This window comes from Streptomyces sp. NPDC025273 (assembly GCF_040638585.1).
Taxonomy (GTDB): Bacteria; Actinomycetota; Actinomycetes; order Streptomycetales; family Streptomycetaceae; genus Streptomyces; species Streptomyces cinereorectus.
Genome location: NZ_JBEZYP010000012.1, coordinates 182606 through 203626 on the forward strand (window position 1 = coordinate 182606; position 21021 = coordinate 203626).

Genomic DNA, 21021 nt, shown 5'->3' on the forward strand with positions numbered 1-21021 from the left:
GCTGTCGGTCGCCGCTCCCATGCAAGCCATCCGGCCAACATTTGACAGGCCCATGACATGTAGGCCTTTCTGTGAGACCTTCCATGACAAGCCCAGTTCCGCGTCTCGCCGCGTGCGCGAGCGGCTTCGGTCATACCCCCACACGAACGCGGCAAAAAGGAGTGACATGAGGCTCGCACCGAAACTCTCGTGTATCGCCGCCCTGGTCGTCGCGGCCGCCGCCGGTGTCTCCACCGCAAGCGCGGCGGGCCCTGCGGCCTCCCAGCTGGTCGACGGCTCCATCACGGCCGCGGGCAGCACCTGCACCTGGGCCGATGCCACCACCAGCGCGAACCCGCCCTCCACCCTGACCATCGACCGCTCCACCGTCAACAGAGGCGTGAGCTGCGGTGGTGGCGCGAGCGCCACCCTCAACAGCGACCCGACACTCACCTTCGACGACGCGGCCGGCACCGCGACGTCCGACCTGATCGACATCACGGTGAAGCAGAGCATCGTCTCCTGCTCCTACAAGGCCACGAACGTCGGGTGGACACGAGACGGCTCCACTCGCGCCTACACGAACAAGGCGTTCACCGCCTCGAAGAGCTCAGGCAGCTTCCTCTGCCCGTCCTCGATCTCCGCCGAGCCCGGTTCCGCCTCCCTGCACTTCCACTGACCCACCTCGCGCCGCCCTCGGCAGAACCTCTCCGACGGCGGCGCCCGTGTGTCCGCGTCAGTTCGGGGGGCGCTGCTACGGGCCCTGAACACGCCGTGCGGTTGACGCCGGGCCCAACGCTGCGACCCACGCAGCCGTCACACCGACACTTCACCCATGGCGTGAAGGACCGCTGCTCACTCCTGCTCGGCCTGTTCGTCCAGCAACACTCGCGCCATGTCCGAGAGAGTCGAACTCCCTCCGTCGAGTGTCCATCGGGCAGGCCCCTGCACCGCCACGGGGGCATCCTCCCAGCCTGCGAGTTCGTACATGTGCAGCACCAGACGCGTAGGCGAGTATGCGCGGTTGTCCACCGCCCAGAGGAGACACTTCGAACGGTCGTTGACCCAGGTCGCCACACTCCGCCGAGGATCTTGGGCAAGCCACGATTCAAGGGCTTTGACCTCAGGCTTGTTTCCCAGCCGAAGTCGCAATGGGGTACCGTCCACGATTTTTCGGTGATCCACGAGCGTGGGTACCGCGTTAGGCCGTCGGCTCTTCCGCTGGACCGCGCTGGAGGGCCGGTACTCGGCGGGCAGGTCGGGGATGACGCCTGCACGCTGCGCGTCACGGAGCACCAGGGCCGCGAGCTGTTTGCAGCGAACCACGTCCGTGAGAGTGCCACTCAGGAACGATGTCGCCCCGAACTCACTATCGATGTGGTGAATCAGCCACGAGAGCACCCGAGTGGTCAGCTCAGGCACATCCGCGAGAACCGTGTCCCAGTCGAACTCGGGATCGTCGATCCGATCCTGCTCGATGAGCTGGAATACGAGATGCGTGATCAGCAGGTCACCTCGCTGGGCGACATCGGCTGCACGCTTCTGGAACTTCTTGCGCTCTTCGTTGAGAGCCGCTCCGACAGCGCGGTGAACCAACACCGAACGCCAGATCTGGAAGGCGCTCGGCCGCTCCCCGAACAGGCGCGGATACGCGCCGCCACCGCCTCGCTCCCAGAGCAGGTCAGTGTCCCGCTTGGCGCGCACGGTGAGTTCGGTGCCGTGGTGTGCACACGCCAGAGCAGTGGCGGCCTGCACCATCGAGCACCCTTCCTCGGGGGCGGGGTCCGACTCGCCACGCTTGTACACATAGGACTTCTGCAGCGACAGGGCGAAGTCCTCCCGGATCATTGCCTGGACTTCGTCCAGGGCGATGAAATCCCTTTGCTCCACGTGGTTCTGGGTGTTGGTCGTCTCCGTGATCCGCCGCGCGAAGTCCGGCATGTGCTCGTCGACGACGATGACCTTCACCGTGACCTCAGCGTCCTCGACTGCCTCAGGGGACGACTGCATCGCCCTGTGCGCCGCACTGACCGTCTGCGCTCCGTTGACCACGCTGACCCCGCTGAGCCGTAGATGCACCGGTTCGTCAGGCCTGCGCCGTCCAGGCCAGACCTCCTCCAGGCCGTCGCACAGCACAGTCACACCGTTGTTGAAGAGCCAGAAGTTCTCCGGCTCCTTCGCGAGTGTGCCGAGCATGCCGGAGTTGACCCGCGTGGCACCCAGGTTCTGACGCAGATTCTGGGAGTACAGGCGGTCCTGGTGGTCCCCGTACCACTCAGCGATGTTGCTGGCCGGAACGGTTCCCTGGTAGGCCACAAGTGGAGTGTTCCGCTTGAGCCAGTTCGTCATCCGGACGGTGACACGCACCGGCTCGGGGGCGAGGTCCTCCTGGACCTGCCGCAACACGTGCGCCGCGTTGACCACTCGGTAGTCCAGGACCGGACCGAGCCCGTTGAACTCCTTCTGGGCGTCTTCAAGGACTGCAACAACCTCATCGCTGAGAACCCCCGCCCCCATAACGGCGATCACCAGGGTGACCTTCAGCCGGGCGTCATGCATGGCGGAGTTCACGCGGGCCACGATGGGGTCGAGGCGGTCGTTGAAACGGTCGTAACTGCGCTGCTCGATGAGGCGGAGACCGTGTATGAACTTGTGGGCCGCGGCGGTATTGAACTTGCCCTTTCCGTCGTCACTCCACTTCGCCTGGGCGAGCCAGACCTCCTGGGTGCCCTCGGTCACTGCCACGCCGTCGATGCCTTGGTCGAGTTCCCCGTCGATGACCGACAGGCCGGCAGTCCTGTGGTCGCATCCGGTGACGACCCGGATCGCCGCAGCTGTGAGTGCGCGGGACAAGAAGCGCTGCTCGTAGCCTTGCTGGTCATACGCCTTCAGGTCGTCGTCGTAGATGAGACCGGCATACTGCTTGAGCAACGCAGTCCGGATCTGATGCCGCCGGATCGGAGCCGTTGCGTTCCTGCGTTCTGCGTCGTCCATGCCATACCCCCGGAAGCGCCCAGCTGGTGTGTTGACACATAGTAGTGACTTCGTTGCACCAATCGAAAAGCATCCCGAGCACCAGGAGGGCCTTACGCTTGGGGGGGCCGCCCTGTGTCCCCTCTCGGCACACTCGAACGCCAGCCTGGAGGGCCTTGCCGCATTCGCAATGGGCGACCCCGACCGACCGACCCAGGAGCACCCCCACGATGGCCAAGACCACCCAGCTCCGCACCTACACCGTCCGCGACGGCCTGCTGGACGAGTGGGTGGCGCGTTGGACGGCCGACATCGTGCCGCTGCGGCTGGATTTGGGGTTCACGATCGGCGGGGCCTGGGTCGATCGTGAGCGGAACCAGTTCGTGTGGCTGGTCTCCTACGAGGGCCCGGAGACATTCGCCGAGCGCAACGCGATGTACTGGGCCTCGCCCGCCCGCAAGGCGATGGGCCTCGATCCTGACGACTACCTCGTGAGCACCGACGACCGGACGGTGGAAGAGCGGTACTGAGTCGGCTCTCCGGCTACACCCCCGCCAGGGGGCAGGAGGTGCCGTCGTCGTTCGTCCTCGTCCAGGGTCCGGAAGACACGCCCCCGAGCGTGGGCTTCGAGCCGGTCGTAGTCGGGTTCGGCGGACCAGATGCGGGCCGTTCCGTCGAAGGAGGCGGTGAGCAGACGGGTGCTGTCCCGGGACCACGCGACCGACGACACCTTGTCCTGGTGGACGCCGACGACAGCGACCTCGTCGAAGGTGTCGGCGAGCCAGACACGCACGGTCCGGTCGTCCGAGCCGCTGGCGACGAAACGGCCGTCGGGAGACCAAGCAACGCAGCGGACGCGTCCCTCGTGGCCCGTGAGCACATGGATGCGGCGGCCCGTGGTCGCTTCCCACACCGCTACCGTCCAGTCACCGGAGGCCGTGGCGATCCGTTGTTCGTCCGGGGACCAGGCGACGTCGTCGACGTAGTTGTCGTGGCCGCGCAGGACGGTGAGCTGCCGGCTCTCCGCGACGTCCCAGAGGCGGCAGGTGCGGTCGTCCGATGCGCTGGCGAGGAATCTTCCCCCGGGCGACCATGCGACGCGTCCCACCCAGTCCTGGTGGCCGGTCAGAGTGGTGAGCTCGGTGCCGGTGTCCGCCTCCCGGACACGTACGGTGCCGTCGTGTCCGCCCGTGGCGATACGGCGGCCGTCCGGGGACCAGGCGCATGACTCGACGACCTCTCCCCGCTTCTCGACCAGCACCGCGCCGGTGTCGTCCTGGATGCGGAAGAGACCGTCGTTGGTGCTGAGCGCGAGCCTGCCGTCCTGGGGCAGCGGGGACCACGCCACGCTCCAGACCCGGTCGTCCAGTCTCAGCGGCTCCGCTACGCAAGTCCCGTCACTGGAGGACCAGCGGCGTACGGTCGCGTCGTCGCAGGCCGTGGCGATCCACTGCTCGTCGGCGGACCAGGATGCCTGGTTCACCGGTCCGCGGTGGCCGTCGGCCGCGACGACCTCCGCTCCTCGTGGACGTAGGTCCCACACGATCGCCGAACCGTCGGTCGAACTCGTGGCGAGCTGGGTGCCGGAGGGCGACCAGGTCACACCCCAGACCGTGTCGGTGTGGCCGCGCAGCACGGCCAGCACCTTCGCGTCCTGTGCGCTGACGAGTCGCACGGTGTGGTCGGAGGAAGCGGAGGCGAGGGCGCAGCTGTCCGGGGACCATGCCAGGTTCCACACGTAGTCGGTGTGGCCGCGCAGCAGCAGTCGCAGCGCACCGGTCCGGGCGTCCCAGATACGGGCGGTGTGGTCGCCGCTGCCCGTGGCGATGGAGCGGCCGTCCGGCGACCAGGCGATGCCTTCGACGAAGTCCGTATGCCCCTCCAGGACGACGTCCGCGGTACCCGTGGCCAGGACCCACACGCGGGCCGTCTGGTCGTGCGATGCCGACGCGATCCGGGTCCCGTCCGGTGACCAGGTGACGCCCCAGACATCGTTCCGGTGTCCCTCCAGTTCCTGTGCGAGGCTGCCCGTCCCGGCCTCCCACACGCGTACGACGCAGTCCTTCGAAGTGGCGGCGACATGCCGTCCGTCGGGTGACCAGGCCACCTGTCTCACGATGTCCGTGGCTCCGGTCAGCAACCGCACGGGCTCACCCGACACGGCATCCCAGATGCGCACGACCCGCTCCCGGCCCGCCGTCGCCACGTACGCGGAATCGGGCGACCAGGCAACCGACTCGACCATCGCTCCGTCGGACGGCAGGACGTGCAGCGACTGTCCGGACCGGGCGTCCAGGACGCGCGCGCTGCCGTCTCGTGACGCGGTGGCCAGTCGTCGGCCGTCCGGGGACCAGGCGATGTGGCGGACGGTGTCCGTGTGCGCGTCCACTCGCGTACGGAGGTGGCTCGCTGCCAGCGCCGCCATGAGGCCGCGGCGGGCGGAGGGCGTCGGCGTGCATTCGCCGAGCGCGGCCAGGGACAGGAGTATGGCTCGCTCCGGGTGGGTCTCCGCACTCCCGAGCGCGTACTGGCCGATGCTGTCCGAGACGCGGCGGAGGAAGGCCAGATCGCGTCGCTGCGAGGACTGCACGAGCACACGGACCGGCTCGGGGGCGATGCCGAATTCCTCCAGCGTGGTGAGCCTGCGCTGGGCCAGGGTCAGCCGTTCACCGGTGAGAAGGTAGTCGTCGCTGCGGCCGGAGCGTTCCCAGTCCTCGGCCCATCGCTCCAGCTCGGCACGCTCCCGCAGTTGTTCCGCGCGCGACTCGACCTCCTGGCGCAGCGGAGCCCACTGGCGGAACAACGCCTCGTGTGTCACCTGCGCGTACGGCAACTCCTGGCCGGGGACGCCGTCGCCGGCCACGTCGGACTTCAGCAGACGTGCGTCGACGAAGGCGTCCACGACCCGCCGCTCCCGTGCGGTGAGTTCGGACAGCGGGACGCGCGTGCGGGCCACTTCCTGCCCTTGGACCGTGACGAACCTGAGAAGGACCCGGAGGGCGAACGTGATCCCGTCGGTCTGGTCGAGCCCGGTCACCGTGTGATCCGCCTGCCGTGCGAGAGCACCTGCCACACCGCCGAGGCTGCGGTACAGCTCCTCGGTGATTCTTCCGCCGGGCCCGGAGGCGAAGTAGAGCTCCTGGAGGAGGTAGGCGAGCAGCGGCAGGGCGTCTTCCGTGCCGGCGTCGTCGACGATGGTGTCGACGACGCCGGGGGCGAAGGAAAGGTCCACCAGGGCGGCAGGGCGTTCCACGACCTGCGCGAACTGGCTTTTACCGAGGGCACCGACGGTGACGGGGTGTTGCCAGATCTCGGCATGTCCGGTGGTCAGAAGCCGGCCGAGGAAATCCACCCGGAGTGTGGCCAATACGCGGATGCTCGTGTCCTGTTCCACGCAGAGGCGGAGTGCGTCGAGGAACTGGGCGCGTTCCCGTTCACCGGCGAGGGTGATCACCTCTTCGAGCTGGTCCACCACCAGGAGCACCCGCCGGAATCGGCCACGGCGCAGCCGGTTCAGTTCGGCTCTCACCGCGGCCGGTCCCTGCCGGAGCCGGCGTAGGACCGCGCTCGCGGGTTCCTGCTCTCCACCGGCGGATGCGAGGGCTGCGGCCATCGCACCGAGCGGGTTCGCCCCCGGGGTGAAGGCGGGCACCAACGTCCATCGCCGGTCCCGGAGACGCGGCATCACACCGGCTCTGACCAAGGAGGACTTTCCGCTTCCGGAGGCGCCGACGAGCAGGAGGAACCGGTCAGCGGCTCTGTCCGTCGACATGTTGAGTCTGCGCGTCAGCTCGGCGGTCAGAGCTTCCCGGCCGAAGAACACGGCCGTCTCGTCCTCCTCGAAGGCGTCCAGTCCGGGGTACGGGACTCGGTCACGCGGCCAGTCCACCCGCGGCGGCGCCGGATTCTCCAGCCGGTACACCACGACCTGGCCCACCACCATCGCGACGACCAACAGGCCGATGGCGGGGACGGAAGCCTTCTGAATGACCTGCAACAACCACGGGGCTTCGTCGACGCCGGTGGCGTAGTTGGTGACGATCCCGAATAGGCTGGCGACGAGAACCAGCGCCACCTGGAGGGCGAGTTGTACACGCTGCCTCATGGCGCATCGCCCACTGAGCCGTTACTTCTCAGCGTCACCGCGAGCCCTCGTTTCCCCGTCGCCCCGGACATCATCGAACCCGCGGTAGTCGATCTCAACCACACACGACAGAACAAGCCAGGTGCGCAGCGTCGTCATCCAGGCCGTGGGGTGGGCCCGGCCCGGAGCCAGCGGGGCTGTCGACGACTGGATGGAGACGCAGGGGTCGCGAGCCACCATCGTCAGCCCACAACGCGCCCCGCACGGTCTGGAGACGAGCAGTCGCGGATCGGGACGCGCCACGCCGCAACGCCGGTTCAGCGTTGCGGCGGGCCCCTCACGGGTACGTTGCGTTGCGGCGATGCCCGTGAAGGGATGATCTGTTCCAGTTGCCCACTCCGATGCGGCCGGTCTTTTTTCCGAGGCGGCCTGTCGACTCGGGGGCGGTTCCCCCACCATGGGTGAACCGGAGCGCGACTCCACCGCGTCCCCATTGGGAGGAACCGTGAGACGCTCGCCCATCCTCGTAACCCTGACTGCCCTCCTGACCGCCCTCGCCGCGGTATTCCTGACAGCACCCGCCGCATCGGCGGCGCCGACCGTCGTACGCGGCGGCGACACGTTGTACGGCGACAGCGGCATTCGCTGCACGGTCGCCTTCAACGCCCGTGGCGGCAGCACGTACTACGGCATCCTCGCGGGGCACTGCGCGCGTACCAGCACCACCTGGTACGCGGATTCGGCCCGCACAGTGCCCGTCGGAACCACCGCTGGATACAGCTTCCCGGGGAACGACTACGGGCTGGTCCGCTACACCAACACCACCCTCTCCTACTCTGGTGAGATCAACCTGGGCGGCGGCGTCGTCCGGGACATCACCGGGGCCGCCGCTCCCCGGGTCGGACAGTCCGTCTGTCACCTCGGTCAAAGCAGTGGAATGCGCTGCGGCACGGTCACCAGCCTCAACGCCACGGTCAACTACGGTGGTGGCGACATCGTCTACGGCCTGATCCAGACCAACATCTGCTCCGAGGCGGGCGACGCCGGGGGTCCCGCCTTCTCCGGTACCACGGCCCTCGGTCTGATCTTGGGCGGCAGCGGGAACTGCGCCTCCGGCGGCACCACCTTCCACCAGCCGATCACCGAGGTCCTGGCGGCCTACGGCCTGACCCTGTACTGACGGCCCCGGCCGCCGGGCGAGCAATGCTCATGACGTGTGGATCGTCCTCGGGAAGGTAAGCGAAGGGCGTACCTTCCCGAAGGCGCTGTCACGTTGGCCGACAGGGTGGGATGCTCCTTGAGTTGATCACGCTGGGACGGGTCGTCCGTGGACAACGCGCCGCCGTCGCACGAGGGGCACCGGTACCCGGTGGAGGTCATCGCGCACTGTCTACGGCCGCATTTCCGCTTCCCGCTCAGCTTCCGGGAGGTCGGGGAGCTGATGCTGCAGCGCGGCCTGCCCGTGTCCCATGAGACCGTCGGCCACTGGTGCACGAAGTGCGGGCAGGCTTACGCCACCGGCGTGCGAGGCCCGGGGACAAGTGGCACCTGGACAAGGTCTTCATCAAGACCAACGGAGAGCAGAAGTACTTGTGCCGGGCCGTCGTCTAGGAGGGCACCGTACAGCTGCGCAGAGGCGGGCTTCGGTCAAAGTCTGCCTCCGGACACGTACCGGGCTCCGACGCTGGATGACTAGGCGCTCGGAACTCGGCCGGCGAGCCCCGAGCTTCGGGACCGGGCGTTCACTCGTCAGGGGGACGCCATCAGGGGGCGAGCCCGACGCTTGAGCTTCGGGATGCGGGGGTCGGGACGCGAGCGCCGGGATTCGAGCGATGCTGTTCACCCGGTAGGCAGAAGAAGGGGTTTGGGGAAACCTCCCCACCCTCCCTGCCCTCCCTGCCCCGCCACGGCCAGTTGATATGACTAAAGGTGATCAGCTTGCAGCGCATCGTTACGGCTGCTTACGGTGCGCCCAACGAATCGACCCCGACGCGGTGCAGCAAACACCGGGCCGGGGTCTCACCCCAAGATCGAAGGAAGCGATCTCGTGGCTACCGAGCACCCTAGCCCTGCCCTCCGCGCACCCGCATCCTCACGCCCGTACGCCAAAGCACGCCCCGGCTACGGCAAGCGCACCGCTCCAGGCCAACGCCCGCCCCGGGCGGACGACTTCGTCCTGCTGCCGGAGCGTGAGCGGTACATCGCGGGATACCTCGACCGGCTTCCCGACGGCTCGGCGATGGACATCAAGTCGCTGGCCGCACACCTGCCCCCGTACGGGCAGATGGCCGTCTCCAGCGCCCTCAAGGCCCTCGGAGTAGCCGGGCATCTGCGGCGCGTACGCTGCCTGGCCGGCGAGCGGGACCAGGTCCGCTGGGTGTCCCGCACCTATTGGTCGCGCACCGCCCACGACAACGAGTGGTGGGACGCGTTCCTGACCGCCGAGGGCAACCGCCCGACGCCGGAAGCCGCACCCGCTCCCCCGCAGGCCGGTGCGGATCCCCAGACCACGGCCACGCCCCTGACCGCGCCCCCGTCACCGGCCACCGCGCACCCGGCCCCGGCCGCCGCCGCAAGCGAGGCGGCGCACCCCGCGCCCGCGGCGCCCGCCGTGCCCGGGCAGCGCACGGCGGCGACGACCCCGGTCGAGCCCTCACCCGCATACCTCGCCCTGGCCCGACTCGGGCGCACGGACACGCGCCTGGTGCTCTCCGCAGCCGACTGCCGTGTCCTGGAGCCCCTGGCCGCCACCTGGTTCGCACGCGGCGTGGACGCCGACTACTTCGCCCAGGCCCTCGCCGCGGGGCTACCCGCGCAGGTCGCTTCCCCCGTCGGTTTCGTACGCCGCCGCCTCGTCGACAAGCTCCCGCCCCACCTGGCCAGCAGCAGCCCCGCACCCGCCACGCCCGCCGTTCCGGGACGCCGCCTCCTGGCGGAGTGCACCGAATGCGGCCGTCCCGGGGCACCCGAAGCACTGCCCGACGGCCTGTGCCGCCCCTGCCGCACCACCGCCCCGGACGCCACCCCGGCGGCCCCCGCCGCCCCACCCGCCGTACGCGATGTGCACGCGCTGGTCAGCGAGCTGCGCGCACTGACACGGCTGCCCTGACCACCCGGGCCACCTCACGGGCGCACGAAGTGCGGGCGGTGAACCCACCGGGCGGGCTCCGCCGGGTCCGGGTCCGGGTCCTCAGAGGCCGCCCAGCTCGGCTGCGAGGTCCGCTTCGTGCATGCCGGGGAAGGCGTAGCCGCCGGTCTCGTCCCACGGGACGTCGAGGTCGTCCATGTGCACGCGCCACTCCGCTCCCGGCAGAGCACGGCGCAACTCGCTGACCGCGCCCAGCACATGGCTGAGCACCGGCAGGACCCGGCCGGGATCGAACGGCAGCTTGGTGGACCCGGCGACGATCTCGTGCGGGCGGCAGTCATCGCTGTCGTACAGGCACAGACTCTCCTGGTCCTGATACGGGAACGACGCCCTGTGGGCGGCGACCACGCGCCGAACAGCGGCCGCCTCGGCTTCGGTCGGCGCAATCGCCCGGGTCGCGCGGTAGTAGAGAGAGACGCTCATGGCCCGAGCCTACGGACGGGTGACAGTTGAGGGGGGCCGCCCCTACGGTTCGACGATGTGCCGCAGATAGGCGTGCGGGTCGGCGAGATAGCGGCGCCAGTGATCCACGAGGCCGAGCTCCTGCCAGACGGCCCTCCGCATGCCGTGTTCGCCGACCTCGACGATGTCCGCGCCCGGCAGAGCAGTCAGCAGGGGAGAGTGCGTGGCACAGATGACCTGGCCGCCCTCCTTGACCAACCGGTCGATGTGCCCGATCAGTTCGAGGCACGAGGAGAAGGAGAGCGCCGCCTCCGGCTCATCGAGAACATAGAGCCCGGCGTGGAGGAACTTACCGCGGAATGCCGCGAGGAAGCCCTCGCCATGGCTGACCGAGTCCGGCGACAACCCCTCCCTGTCCAGGGCGTCCAGCGCCGTCTCGGCCCGCAGGAAGAAGCCCTTGCGGGCCGACCAGCTGGTGGCCATACGGCGCCCGCGCGAGGCCGCGTCGAACCTCATCCGCTCGCCGAGCTCCGACTTGCCACGCGGGGAGGCGTAGCGCCAGTCGTGGGAGCCGCCGTAGGAGTCCAGACCGAACCCCTCCGCCAGCGCCTCGACCAGGGTCGACTTCCCCGAGCCGTTCTCACCGACCAGAAAGGTCACCGGCGCGGTGAAGCGCAGCCCTTCGTCGAGCAGCTGCCGGACACAGGGCACGGACCAGGGCCAGGCGTCCTCGTCGTAGGAGGAGAGGTGGGCATACGCGCGTTCGACAATCACTCGACCAGTGTCGCGCAGGACTCGGACGAGGTGACGTGCCCCCAGGCCGTCGGGACCAGCATCTCCTGCTCGTTGCTGCGGTGCGTCCGGTCGGTCGCGCAGCCTTGGCCATGTGTGCCGGGGCGGCTCCTCAGCGCCCCCAAGCCGGCCTCCGGCGTCCGAGTCAACGGGGGGTGCTGAGCGACGAAACCAGTTCGACGTAGATCAGTGCGGTACACGATCATGCATTCATGCCCCTGAGAGAGACACTTGCCCGAGTCGATGCAGACCTGGCCGCCGGCCGGGTTCCCGTCGCGCGCCAGCGCCTGCGCGGTCTCGTCTCGTCCTTCCCGCACGACCTTTCACTCCGCCGTCGTCTGGCCGAGGTGTACCGGCTCTACGGCGACGCCGCGGAGGCTGGACGTTGGATGTACCTCGAAGAGGACCGCGATGCCGACGAGACCGCCGCCTTCGAGACTCGATACGGGTCCCCGGTGTGGCGGATGAAAGCCCTCGCCTGGCACGGCCCTGAGGCGAAGGCCGCCACCAACTTCGCGGAGGGACAGCTGGTCGCGGTGCGGACCGCCTGTGCCGAAAAGCTGGGACACCCCGTCGACTGGGAAGACCCCGCCTCCTACCTGGACGACCTGGAAGGGGAGCACGAGGCGCCCTCCGAGCCATGGACGGTCGGCGGTGTGCTGGCGGGCGTCGGCTGCCTGGTGGCGGCGCTTGTGTTCCTCGCGATCTGGGTGAACGGACTCGTCGCCCTCTTCGACTGACTCAGGTCACCAGGGCCTGTGAGGAGCGCCGCTCATCCGGCGCTCCGCCCCAGCCGGTCCGCCGCCTGCCCCTGCCGCGTACTGGCCCCTCACCCTCACGTACATCCACCACGCGACAGCGCGTCACCCCTGGTCACGCTCCGGCACGACGGGTCACCGTTGAGTCATGACCAGCAAGCCGCCCCCACTGCCCGTGCGTCCTGTCCGGGCGCCCCGCCCCACCTTTCCCTGGCACCACTTCGCGATGCGCTTCAGCTCCACCCCTCGCGGGGCCCGTCTCGCCCGCCGCCTGGCCGGTGAACGTCTCGACGCCTGGGGCATCCCGTACGGCAGCGACACCCACGACGCGTTGACGTTGACCGTCGCCGAGTTGAGCGCGAACGCGGTGCGGCACGGCCACGTGCCCGGCAGGGACTTCCGGCTCCGGCTGACGGCCGAAGGGTCGGCGATCCGCGTCGAGGTCACCGACACCCGGGGCGAACGCCTGCCTGCCCTCCCCGAGCCGGCGGCCCCGGACGACGAGGACGGCGGGCGCGGCCTGCTCCTGGTCGCCGCCCTCACCGACCGCTGGGGCTGGTACCCGAGTCCGGACGGGCCCGGGAAAACGGTGTGGGCCGTGGTGGAGGTGCAGTCGCCCTGACCGATTCCGGGCCCGGGCGCCCCTGCGCGCGCCCGGGCCCACCTCAGGGAACTCCCTCACGCGCCGGAGACGACAGGATGACCTCCGAAACGTCAGCCTCGGCTGACCGCACCGCTGCCGACGCATCGTCGGAAACCAGCCGAACCGGAGTCCCGCACCCCGCACAGCAGACCCCGGACCACGGAGATCCGACAGCTCGCCCGCTCCCACGTTCCCGGCTTCAGCCTCCTCAGGAACGGCCCGTCGAGCACCTCCCCGGCCCACTACGCCTCCGGTGACCGGAAAACGAGCACTCCTGCGGCCTCGCTGGACTGGAGATCACCGCCCGGAGAGACTTGCCCCACCATGTCGGGGTCCGCGCGCCTGCACGCGTCGGCCAGCAGCGCACGCACACACGGGGGCAAGGTGCCACAGCAGCCGATCGCCGGACGGTACGAGCTTCTGGAGGAGCTCAACAGCGGCGGTATGGGGGACGTGTGGCGTGGTTACGACGCCGTGCTGGACCGGCCCGTCGCCGTGAAGGTCGTCCGGCGGCAGGCAGTGGCCGGATCACCGCAGCTGGCAGAGGAGTTCGCGAAGCGCTTCAAGCGCGAGGCCCGCATCACCGCGCGGATCCAGCACCCGGGAGTGCCGCAGGTGTTCGACGCGGTGCTCGATGACACGGACACCACGTACGAACGGCTGTTCCTCGTCATGGAGCTGGTCGACGGGGTGCCCCTGTCCGCCTACATCCACCCGGAGCGCCCGCTGCCGGTCAGCTGGGCCGTGGCCGTCGCCGCGCAGGTCGCCACCGTGCTGTCGTACGCCCACGAAGTGCCCGTGATCCACCGCGACCTGAAGCCGAGCAACATCCTGGTCGCACGGGACGGCACGGTGAAGGTCCTCGACTTCGGCATCGCCGCCATCCTCCGCACGGACGTCACCAAGCTGACCGCGACCGGCAGCCCCATCGGTACGTATCAGTACATGGCTCCGGAGCAGGTGCGGGGCGGGCGGACCAGCCCGCAGACCGATCTGTACGCGCTCGGCTGCGTGCTGCACGAACTGCTCAGCGGCAGGGCGCTGTTCACGGCCGACAGCGAGTACCTGGTGATGTATCAGCACGTCAACGCCGCACCCACTCCCCTGCGTGTCCTCCGGCCCGAGGTACCGGCCGCCCTGGAGGACCTCGTCCTGCACCTGCTGCTCAAGGCACCGGAGGCACGGCCCGCCGACGTACAGGAGGTCTACGAACGGCTGCGGCCGTTCCTGCCGCCGCCCGGCGAGAGGCCCGGACCCCGTGAGGCGGGGCCGGAGGGTGCGCCGGACCCGACAGCCCTCTTCCGCCGGCCGTACGCACCGCGCGCCCGCGCCGGCGCGGGTCGGCCCGTTCCCACGACGCCGGATCCGGCCGCGGTGCCGCCGGCTCCCGTGCCCCTGCCGGAGCGGCTGCGTGAGGAGATCGCGGAGGCGTACGCGCACTCCGACGCCCTGCTGGACGAGGAGCGGTTCGCCCAGGCCGCCGAGGTGCTGGGCGAGATCATCGATCCGGCGGCACGTGCACTCGGTCCGGAGAGCAGGAAGGTGCTGGAGCTGCGGACCCAGCGGGCCGCGATCCGGCTGCTCGGCGGGGACTACCGGGCCGCGCTGCCGGAGTTCGACTCCCTGGCGGACGCGTACGCACGTACCGGCGGAACCAGCGGTGTGCAGGCCCGCGCGTGCCGCGCCCAGGCCGCACGATGCCGTGCCGAACTCGGTCAGGTCACCGACGCACTCACCGCCCTGCGCGGTGTTCTGGACATCGTTCGCACGGTGGACGGCGATGCGAGCGAGGAAGCGGTCGAATTGCGGCGGGACATCGGAATGCTGCTGCTCGCCCAGGGGCTGGCGAGCGATGCGCAGTTGGTCCTCGCACCACTCCACGACGATCTGTGCCTGGTCTTCGGCGCCGAGGACGACATGACCGAAGAGGTCGCCGAAGCGCTGGCTCTGATCAAGCTCGACCTCGACGGCCCTGCCTCCTAGCCAGCAGGGCCGCGCCACCATGGTCCTGCCCACGCCCGAGATACCCATGACGACGACCACGGAGGAGACCCATGCACCCACGATCCGCGAGGGGCCCGGACGGTGGCAAACCTGCGCGTCAAAGGCGGCCTCCGCCCTGCTAGCGTGCACTGCCACGGTCGGCCGAAGCGAGGCCGAGCGGAGCGCAGTCGTGTCGAGGAGAAGAACAACATGCGTAATGTGCACGAACGTTGGTGGCCGGTGGACCCTGAGAAGGTCGGCCCCCTGCTCGACTCGCTCGCCTCCGAGGACGACCGGCTGTGGCCGGTGGACGACTGGCCCCCGATGACGTTCGACGGGCCCCTCGCGGTGGGCGCGACCGGAGGCCACGGCAGCATGACCTACACCGTCGTGGACTACACGCCGGGGCGGATGGTCACCTTCGAGCTCGGTCCTGGACTGGGCCTGCGCGGCCACCACCGCTTCGTCGTCGAGCCGCAGCTGCGTGGGGAGCACTCCGGGACGGTGGTGCGGCACGAGGCATCCGCCCGCGTCCACGGGCGGATGCTGTGGATGTGGCCGTTGATCACGCGTTGGGTGCACGACGCCGTGGTCGAGGACGCGCTGGACCGCTGCCACCGGGAGTTGATGGGCAAGCCCCCGGAGCGGCCCGCACGTTGGAGTCCTTGGGTGCGCCGGCTGCGCGCCAAGCGAGGCCTGCCCACCGAGCGCAGCGCCTCCCGCGAAGCCTGAGTCGGTCACGCGTCCCAACAGGCCGCCATGAGTGCCCCGTTCAACGGGTGCGACCACTCGGCGTCGAGGAGACGGCGAGAAGGGCCTCCCCCCATCGGTCCTACGCCCCCGCCTCCGCCCCCGCCCGTCGGCCGCGCTCCGCGAGGGCGCGCTCGGCGTGCGCGCGGAACGTGCGGGGCGGACGGCCCGTCATCCGCTCGACGGTTCCGGTGACGCGGTTCTCGGCGCCCTGGGCGATGGACCGGTCCATGCCGGCCAGCATCGCGGCGAACTCACCTGGGATGCCCGCGGCGGTCAGGCGGTCACGCATCTGTTCGTACGTGAGCTGCCGGTGCTCGACGGGCCTCCCGGAGACCTGGGTCATGACGGTGGCGACCTCGCGGTAGCTCAGCGTCTCGGGCCCGGTGAGCACGAGGTCCGTATCGGGTGCCACCGGGTCGGTGAGGGCCCGTACGGCGACCGCCGCGATGTCGTCGGCGTCGACGAAGCCGACCTTCCCGTCCCCGGTCGCACTCGATACGACGCCCTCCTCGCGGATGCTCTCGGCATGCAGATGCCCGCCGGTGAAGTTCTGCATGAACCACGAGGGCCGCAGCACGGCCCACTCGCCGAACAGTCCGTCGGCGAGCAGCGCGTGCACCCGTCCGGCCCCTGGTCCGCCCACGGGGACGGCCGAGGAGCTGAGCAGGACGACGCGCCGGACCCCGGCCGCACGGGCCTGCTCCAGGAACGGCAGCATGACCACGGCGGGATCCGGATCGCCGACGGGCGGCACCAGGTAGGCGCGGTCGACCCCGCGCAGCGCGGCGCCGTAGGTGCCGGCGTCGTGCCAGTCGAACCGGACACTCCGCGCGCCCGCCGCATCGGTGGGCCGGCGGGTGGCCGGGGTGATGTCGTGGCCGAGCGCGACGAGCCGGTCGGCGACACGGCTGCCCGTGGTGCCGGTCGCCCCCGTCACCAGGACGGACACGGGGGTGGACACGGTCTGCGTGGACATCGTCCGGGTGGTCACGGTCTTCTCCTCTTCCTCTTCCCTCACGCTCGCGTTCACGAGGTGGGGAAGAACTTCACGTCGTCCAGGGAGCCCGGGATCGCGAGGGGGTTCCAGTGGTCGCGGTAGCGGGTGATGCGGCCGTCCTTGACGGTGACGAAGGCGACGTACGACATCTCGTACGGAGCTCCGGAGGCGACCACGCGGCCCACGCCGCGCCACTCGGCGACGACGGTGTCCGGATCGCGCAGCGCGTGGATCTCCAACCGCGGGATCTCCCGCAGGTCGATGGAGTCGGGATAGCCACGCATGTACGCGGCCACGGCCTCCTTGCCCTCCAACTTCGAGGGAAACCCGTTCGGCGCGAACGGGAACTCGAACACCGCCGCGTCGTCGCACAGGGCGATCCAGCCCTCGATGTCCTTGTCCAGCAGGAGGCGCAGACTGTGGCGGTACAGGCGCTCCGGGCTCATGACGTCACTCATCGGTTGGGCACCCCTAGAATATGGACTACTGGTCCGCTTAACCCCTCGAACCATACGGACCGACGGTCCGCTTAGCAAGGAGAGGTCATGACCCAGCGCAAGGAACGCGCCGACGCCCTGCGCAACCGCGAGGCCGTCCTGGCCGCCGCCGACGACCTCTTCGCCCGCAGCCCGAGCCCTCGCGGCGTGTCCATGGACGATGTCGCCGCGGCGGCCGGGGTCGGCAAAGGGACCCTGTTCCGCCGCTTCGGCGACCGGACGGGGCTCGTCCGGGCCCTGTACGAGGCCCGCATCCGGCCACTGCGCGACGCCGTGGAGTCCGGCCCGCCCCCGCTGGGTCCGTCGGCCCCGCCCCATGACCGCGTACCGGCTCTCCTCGACGCCGTACTCCGCTTCAAGCTCGACAATCGCCACCTCGCCCTGGCCCTGGAGGAGTCGGGGAGCGGCAGCCCCTACCAGGCGGAGCACTACGCGTGGTGGCACCGCACACTCCAGGAGACGCTGCGTCAGATCCCCTCGGTGCCGGACGGCGACTTCACCGCCCACGCCCTCCTGGCCGCCACTCGCGCGGACCTCGTCGAACACCTGGCGGGGCAGGAGCACATGACCGCGGAGCGGATGAGATCGGATCTGGCCACCTACGTGTCGCGCGTACTGACCCCCGGTCGCGAGAGCGGCGACTGATTGTCGGACCAGCGCTCTACAGTGCGGGTATGGACATGAACGACCCGCAGCAGGTGGGTATCGCCTTCGCCGAGATCGCCCTGGGCGTCACCGTGAGCAACGAACCGCCGGACCCGTCGTCCCCTCTGGGCCGCATCAGGGCGTTCACCGAGGAGCACGGTGAAGAGGCGCTCAGGGCGGACCACTTCACCGCCGCACGCGAGGGCCGCCCGCTGCTGCCCTGACCGAGGCGGCCTGCGCATTCGGTCGATCCCGAGGTCGCCGCGGACCCCTTCACCCTCCCCGAGTACTGTCCGCTTGTCCGAAAAGAGCCTCGACCGGAGGCCGCAGGCGGGAGGGGCGTCATGAGTGGTGCGGGATCGGCCGACGGCACGTGGAGGCTGAGCGTCGAGAAGCGCGGGGAACTCGCGGGCCGGTGGTGGCAATGGGCCCTGTCCGCGCCCGACGACCGCTGCCCGGTGAAGGACACGACGGGCGAGCATGCCGCCTGGGGACAGCCGGACGACCTCTGGTTCCTGGCCGGCACCTACGGGGGCCGCGTGGTGCGGCGCTGCGCGATCCCCTCGGATCGGCCGGTGTTCTTCCCGGTGCTCAACATGCAGCATCCCAGGTCGTACTCGAGGGTCCCCCGGTCCATGGCGGTGGCCGAGGCCGCGGCATCGCTCAACGGGGTGCCGCTGCCGTTGCAGGAGTTCTCCGCGCCGTTCATGACGGGACCGACCCAGCGCTACGCCTGGGGAGTCTGGGGCGGTATCGAGCCGTTGGCCGCCGGCCAGTACGTACTGGAGATCAAGGGCAGGTCCACGAACGGCTTCCAGGTCGACACGACGTACCACCTGGAGTCGAAGGCCTGCTGAGCCGTGCGAACGCCCGCGCAAGGGTGGTCACAGACATGCCATACGATGCGCACATCTGTTCATAAATTTTCTGTTTGAGGATGCACACGTCATGTCTTTGGGTGCCACGTCCCGTTCCCTGCGCGGTATATCCGTTGTCGTCGCCCTTCTCGCGGTCGGTGCGGCGGGATGCGCCGACGTCGTCGACAGTGCCACGGACGGCGCGAAGAAGGTCGTCCGCCAGCGATCGGTGTTCTCCCTCGCCCCCGGTGACTGCTACAACCCGAACAGCAAGGCGACCGAGACCGAGGAATTCGCGATCGAGGTCGTTCCGTGCAAGGAGCCGCACGAGGGCCAGGTCGTCGGCGAGTTCACGATCGACGACGAGAAGACCTTCCCGGGTGACGACGCGGTCGCGGTGATCGCCGACAAGCGGTGCCCGGTCGAGGCGCAGAAGTTCGCCCCGGACACCTGGGCGCTGCCCCAGGGGGCCGACGTCTTCTACTACCACCCCACCAAGGAGAGCTGGGCTACGGGCGACCGCTCCGTGAGCTGCGCCTACACCAAGGAGTCGGGCAAGCTGACCGGCTCGCTGAAGAGCGCACCCATGAACGCCGAGCAGCTCGCGTACCTCAAGGGTTCGACCGCCGTCTACGACGCCCTGTGGATGAACCAGCCCGAGGCGGAGCAGGTCGAGGACGACCTCCCCGGATACAAGGCGCAGGCCAAGGCTGTCGCCACCGCGCTCGACGCTCACGTCAAGGCTCTGCAGGGGATCGAGCAGCCGGAGACCGGCAAGCTGCGCGCGCAGCTGGAGAAGACCGCCGGCGAGTGGAAGAAGGCCTCGTCGGCCGGCGACACCGACACCTTCTACATCGCCTACGACGCGGCCTTCACCGGCATCGACCCCAACAAGACGGTTGCCGCCCGCAAGGAGCTGAAGCTCGCCACGACCGTCCCGGCCGACGAGGCCGAGGTCTGGGCCGGCTGATCTCCTGCCCGCGACGCGGACGGCCCTGGCGCGCCACCCGCACCAGGGCCGTCCGCGTCGCATCCCACCTCGCACACTCCGGACCTCTTGGAAGACGAAGACGGGCGGGATTCTGGATGGCGGATTACACAGCGGCCGAGTGGTGGGAACTCCTGCCGGCCGGTATCCGTCAGCAGGCCGACGGGTACGTCCTCCAGGACGCCTACCTCAGGGCTGTCCGTGCCGTCCTCGAAGCCGGCCGTGCCCACGGCCTCGGTCTCCACGAGGCCCAGCTGGTCGTCCACGACCGGTACGTCCACCACGGCGACCGGGTCGCCCGCACTCCCGACAGTCCGCTCGACCTCGAGTCCCTGACAGCCCTCGCGAGGGGTGCGCACGGGCGGGTCGTCGCTGTCGAGGCCGTCTGGGACGGCGACACCGTCCACGACTGGTTCGTGGTCCTGCTCGCTCTCACAGCCGACCCCGTGGGCGAGCACAGGCTCGCCACGGTCTACCGGAGCGCGGCCGTACGGTTCCTCGCTGACGAGGGCTCCGGCCCGCTCCACCCGTCAGCGGTCGCCGCCGACAGGGCGGGCAGGGCGCTCGCCGTCCATCTCCGCGTACCGTTCCACTTCGCGAGCCCGCACACCCCGGACGACGAGGCGCCACGCTTCCGGCCTTGAGCGCGGGCGTGACCACCTGGCCCGGCGCCGCTCGCAGGATCGCCGGATCGAGTCCGAGTGAAACCCGAGCGGGCCGGCGCCCCGCGGGCGAGGGCGTCTCGAGGCCCTCCGCGGACACTGCGGGTGGAGCCATCCCCCAGGGGTCTCTGGGGGATGTCCCCCACTCACGTCGGGGCCTGACCGGACCATTCGGGTGACGCGGCATCCCTGGGTTGTGGGGTGGAATCGAAACACCGTTCCGCACACCTCCCGAAGGATCTCCCGTGACCGCCCCGACGCACCGCCCGCCGCGCACCACCCATCCGCACATCGGGGCCTTCGTGCGCTTCGTGGTGTGCGGAGGCGGTGTCGGGCTCGCCTCCGGCGGTGTGCTCGTGCTGCTCAGCGAGCGGATACCGCTGGTCGTCGCCAATGCGTTGATCACCGTCGTCTCCACGGTGATCGCGACGGAGCTGCACAGCCGGATCTCCTTCCGGAGCGACCACAGGGGGTGGCGGATCCACCTGCGGTCCGGGCTGACCGTGGCCGTGAGCTACGCGTTCACCACCGGGGCCCTGCTCGTGCTGCACGCCGTAGAGGACTCCCCCTCCATGATGGTCGAGCAGACGGTGTATCTGTCGGCCTCGGCAGTGGCCGGAGTGGGGCGGTTCGCGTTGCTGCGGTTCGCGGTCTTCACCACGCCCGCCGTGCCGGCCGAGGGCGGCGCCACGCTCGGCAGGTCGTCCGTGGCCATCGCGGCGTGAGCAGCACTCCGGGAACATCGACATGACGCGGCTGCCGCGCGCGGGCTCGCCCTTCGCCGACTGCCGTACCGCCCTGCCTCGTCGGCAAGCCGTACGGCGAGGCGCGGCGACTCCCGCGAGCCGTCGGCCTGCTCG

20 protein-coding genes and 1 pseudogene are annotated in these 21021 nt (G+C 69.8%); 15 read left to right on the forward strand and 6 right to left on the reverse strand.

Features of this window, described 5'->3' with window-relative positions; translation table 11 throughout:
- Positions 1-166 precede the first annotated feature (166 nt).
- The gene (locus AB0F38_RS21020) at positions 167-658 is read left to right on the forward strand and encodes a hypothetical protein (RefSeq protein ID WP_361895352.1); all 492 of its coding nucleotides are present in this window, start codon (positions 167-169) and stop codon (positions 656-658) included.
- 176 nt (positions 659-834) lie between these two features.
- On the opposite strand, the gene AB0F38_RS21025 is transcribed toward AB0F38_RS21020, so the two are convergent.
- Positions 835-2973, reverse strand: coding sequence for an AIPR family protein (locus AB0F38_RS21025; RefSeq protein WP_361895355.1), 2139 nt, complete (start codon positions 2971-2973; stop codon positions 835-837).
- Positions 2974-3182: 209 nt separating this feature from the next.
- Between AB0F38_RS21025 and AB0F38_RS21030 the strand changes: the two genes are divergently transcribed.
- Complete coding sequence (locus AB0F38_RS21030; protein ID WP_361895358.1) at positions 3183-3482, forward strand: NIPSNAP family protein; 300 nt, start codon at positions 3183-3185, stop codon at positions 3480-3482.
- On the opposite strand, the gene AB0F38_RS21035 is transcribed toward AB0F38_RS21030, so the two are convergent.
- Positions 3437-7057: a WD40 repeat domain-containing protein gene (locus tag AB0F38_RS21035; RefSeq protein ID WP_361895361.1), complete on the reverse strand. Its 3621-nt coding sequence runs from the start codon at positions 7055-7057 to the stop codon at positions 3437-3439. The genes AB0F38_RS21030 and AB0F38_RS21035 overlap by 46 nt on opposite strands.
- A 484-nt stretch (positions 7058-7541) precedes the next feature.
- On the opposite strand from AB0F38_RS21035, the gene AB0F38_RS21040 reads away from it, so the two are divergent.
- The 3 genes and pseudogenes from AB0F38_RS21040 to AB0F38_RS21050 all read left to right on the forward strand — a co-directional run bounded on the left by AB0F38_RS21040 (position 7542) and on the right by AB0F38_RS21050 (position 10145).
- A complete protein-coding gene (locus AB0F38_RS21040) occupies positions 7542-8216 on the forward strand; it encodes a S1 family peptidase (RefSeq protein ID WP_361895364.1) in 675 nt (224 codons plus the stop codon).
- A gap of 147 nt (positions 8217-8363) precedes the next feature.
- Positions 8364-8644: pseudogene (locus AB0F38_RS21045) on the forward strand (IS6 family transposase); the annotation flags it as partial.
- Between the two features lie 439 nt (positions 8645-9083).
- Positions 9084-10145, forward strand: a complete 1062-nt coding sequence (locus AB0F38_RS21050) for a MarR family transcriptional regulator (RefSeq protein WP_361895367.1) — start codon at positions 9084-9086, stop codon at positions 10143-10145.
- Between the two features lie 81 nt (positions 10146-10226).
- Here AB0F38_RS21050 and AB0F38_RS21055 read toward each other — a convergent pair whose 3' ends face one another.
- Both AB0F38_RS21055 and AB0F38_RS21060 read right to left on the reverse strand, forming a co-directional pair.
- Positions 10227-10607: a hypothetical protein gene (locus tag AB0F38_RS21055; protein ID WP_361895370.1), complete on the reverse strand. Its 381-nt coding sequence runs from the start codon at positions 10605-10607 to the stop codon at positions 10227-10229.
- A 42-nt stretch (positions 10608-10649) separates the two neighbouring features.
- The gene (locus tag AB0F38_RS21060; protein WP_361895372.1) at positions 10650-11360 is read right to left on the reverse strand and encodes an AAA family ATPase; all 711 of its coding nucleotides are present in this window, start codon (positions 11358-11360) and stop codon (positions 10650-10652) included.
- Positions 11361-11590: 230 nt separating this feature from the next.
- On the opposite strand from AB0F38_RS21060, the gene AB0F38_RS21065 reads away from it, so the two are divergent.
- From AB0F38_RS21065 to AB0F38_RS21080, 4 genes are all read left to right on the forward strand, one after another.
- Positions 11591-12118, forward strand: coding sequence for a DUF6584 family protein (locus AB0F38_RS21065; protein ID WP_361895375.1), 528 nt, complete (start codon positions 11591-11593; stop codon positions 12116-12118).
- Between the two features lie 166 nt (positions 12119-12284).
- Positions 12285-12758 (forward strand): ATP-binding protein, encoded by a 474-nt coding sequence (locus AB0F38_RS21070; protein ID WP_361895378.1) that lies wholly within the window; start codon positions 12285-12287, stop codon positions 12756-12758.
- A 405-nt stretch (positions 12759-13163) separates the two neighbouring features.
- Entirely contained in the window at positions 13164-14762 is a 1599-nt protein-coding gene (locus AB0F38_RS21075; RefSeq protein ID WP_361895381.1) for a serine/threonine-protein kinase, read from the forward strand.
- Positions 14763-14972: 210 nt separating this feature from the next.
- Positions 14973-15494, forward strand: a complete 522-nt coding sequence (locus tag AB0F38_RS21080; RefSeq protein ID WP_361895383.1) for an SRPBCC family protein — start codon at positions 14973-14975, stop codon at positions 15492-15494.
- Positions 15495-15594: 100 nt separating this feature from the next.
- Here the strand turns inward: AB0F38_RS21080 and AB0F38_RS21085 are convergent, their stop codons facing one another.
- Both AB0F38_RS21085 and AB0F38_RS21090 read right to left on the reverse strand, forming a co-directional pair.
- Positions 15595-16476 carry an NAD(P)H-binding protein gene (locus AB0F38_RS21085; protein ID WP_361895481.1) on the reverse strand — a complete coding sequence of 294 codons (882 nt, stop codon included), beginning with the start codon at positions 16474-16476 and terminating at the stop codon, positions 15595-15597.
- Positions 16477-16541: 65 nt separating this feature from the next.
- Entirely contained in the window at positions 16542-16970 is a 429-nt protein-coding gene (locus tag AB0F38_RS21090; protein WP_361895386.1) for a nuclear transport factor 2 family protein, read from the reverse strand.
- A gap of 87 nt (positions 16971-17057) precedes the next feature.
- On the opposite strand from AB0F38_RS21090, the gene AB0F38_RS21095 reads away from it, so the two are divergent.
- From AB0F38_RS21095 to AB0F38_RS21120, 6 genes are all read left to right on the forward strand, one after another.
- Entirely contained in the window at positions 17058-17654 is a 597-nt protein-coding gene (locus tag AB0F38_RS21095; protein ID WP_361895388.1) for a TetR family transcriptional regulator, read from the forward strand.
- 29 nt (positions 17655-17683) lie between these two features.
- Positions 17684-17878: a hypothetical protein gene (locus tag AB0F38_RS21100; RefSeq protein ID WP_361895391.1), complete on the forward strand. Its 195-nt coding sequence runs from the start codon at positions 17684-17686 to the stop codon at positions 17876-17878.
- A 120-nt stretch (positions 17879-17998) separates the two neighbouring features.
- A complete protein-coding gene (locus AB0F38_RS21105; RefSeq protein WP_361895394.1) occupies positions 17999-18511 on the forward strand; it encodes a hypothetical protein in 513 nt (170 codons plus the stop codon).
- 91 nt (positions 18512-18602) lie between these two features.
- A complete protein-coding gene (locus tag AB0F38_RS21110) occupies positions 18603-19481 on the forward strand; it encodes a septum formation family protein (protein ID WP_361895397.1) in 879 nt (292 codons plus the stop codon).
- Positions 19482-19597: 116 nt separating this feature from the next.
- A complete protein-coding gene (locus AB0F38_RS21115) occupies positions 19598-20143 on the forward strand; it encodes a hypothetical protein (RefSeq protein ID WP_361895400.1) in 546 nt (181 codons plus the stop codon).
- 263 nt (positions 20144-20406) lie between these two features.
- Entirely contained in the window at positions 20407-20886 is a 480-nt protein-coding gene (locus AB0F38_RS21120) for a GtrA family protein (RefSeq protein WP_361895403.1), read from the forward strand.
- The last annotated feature ends 135 nt before the right edge of the window (positions 20887-21021 follow it).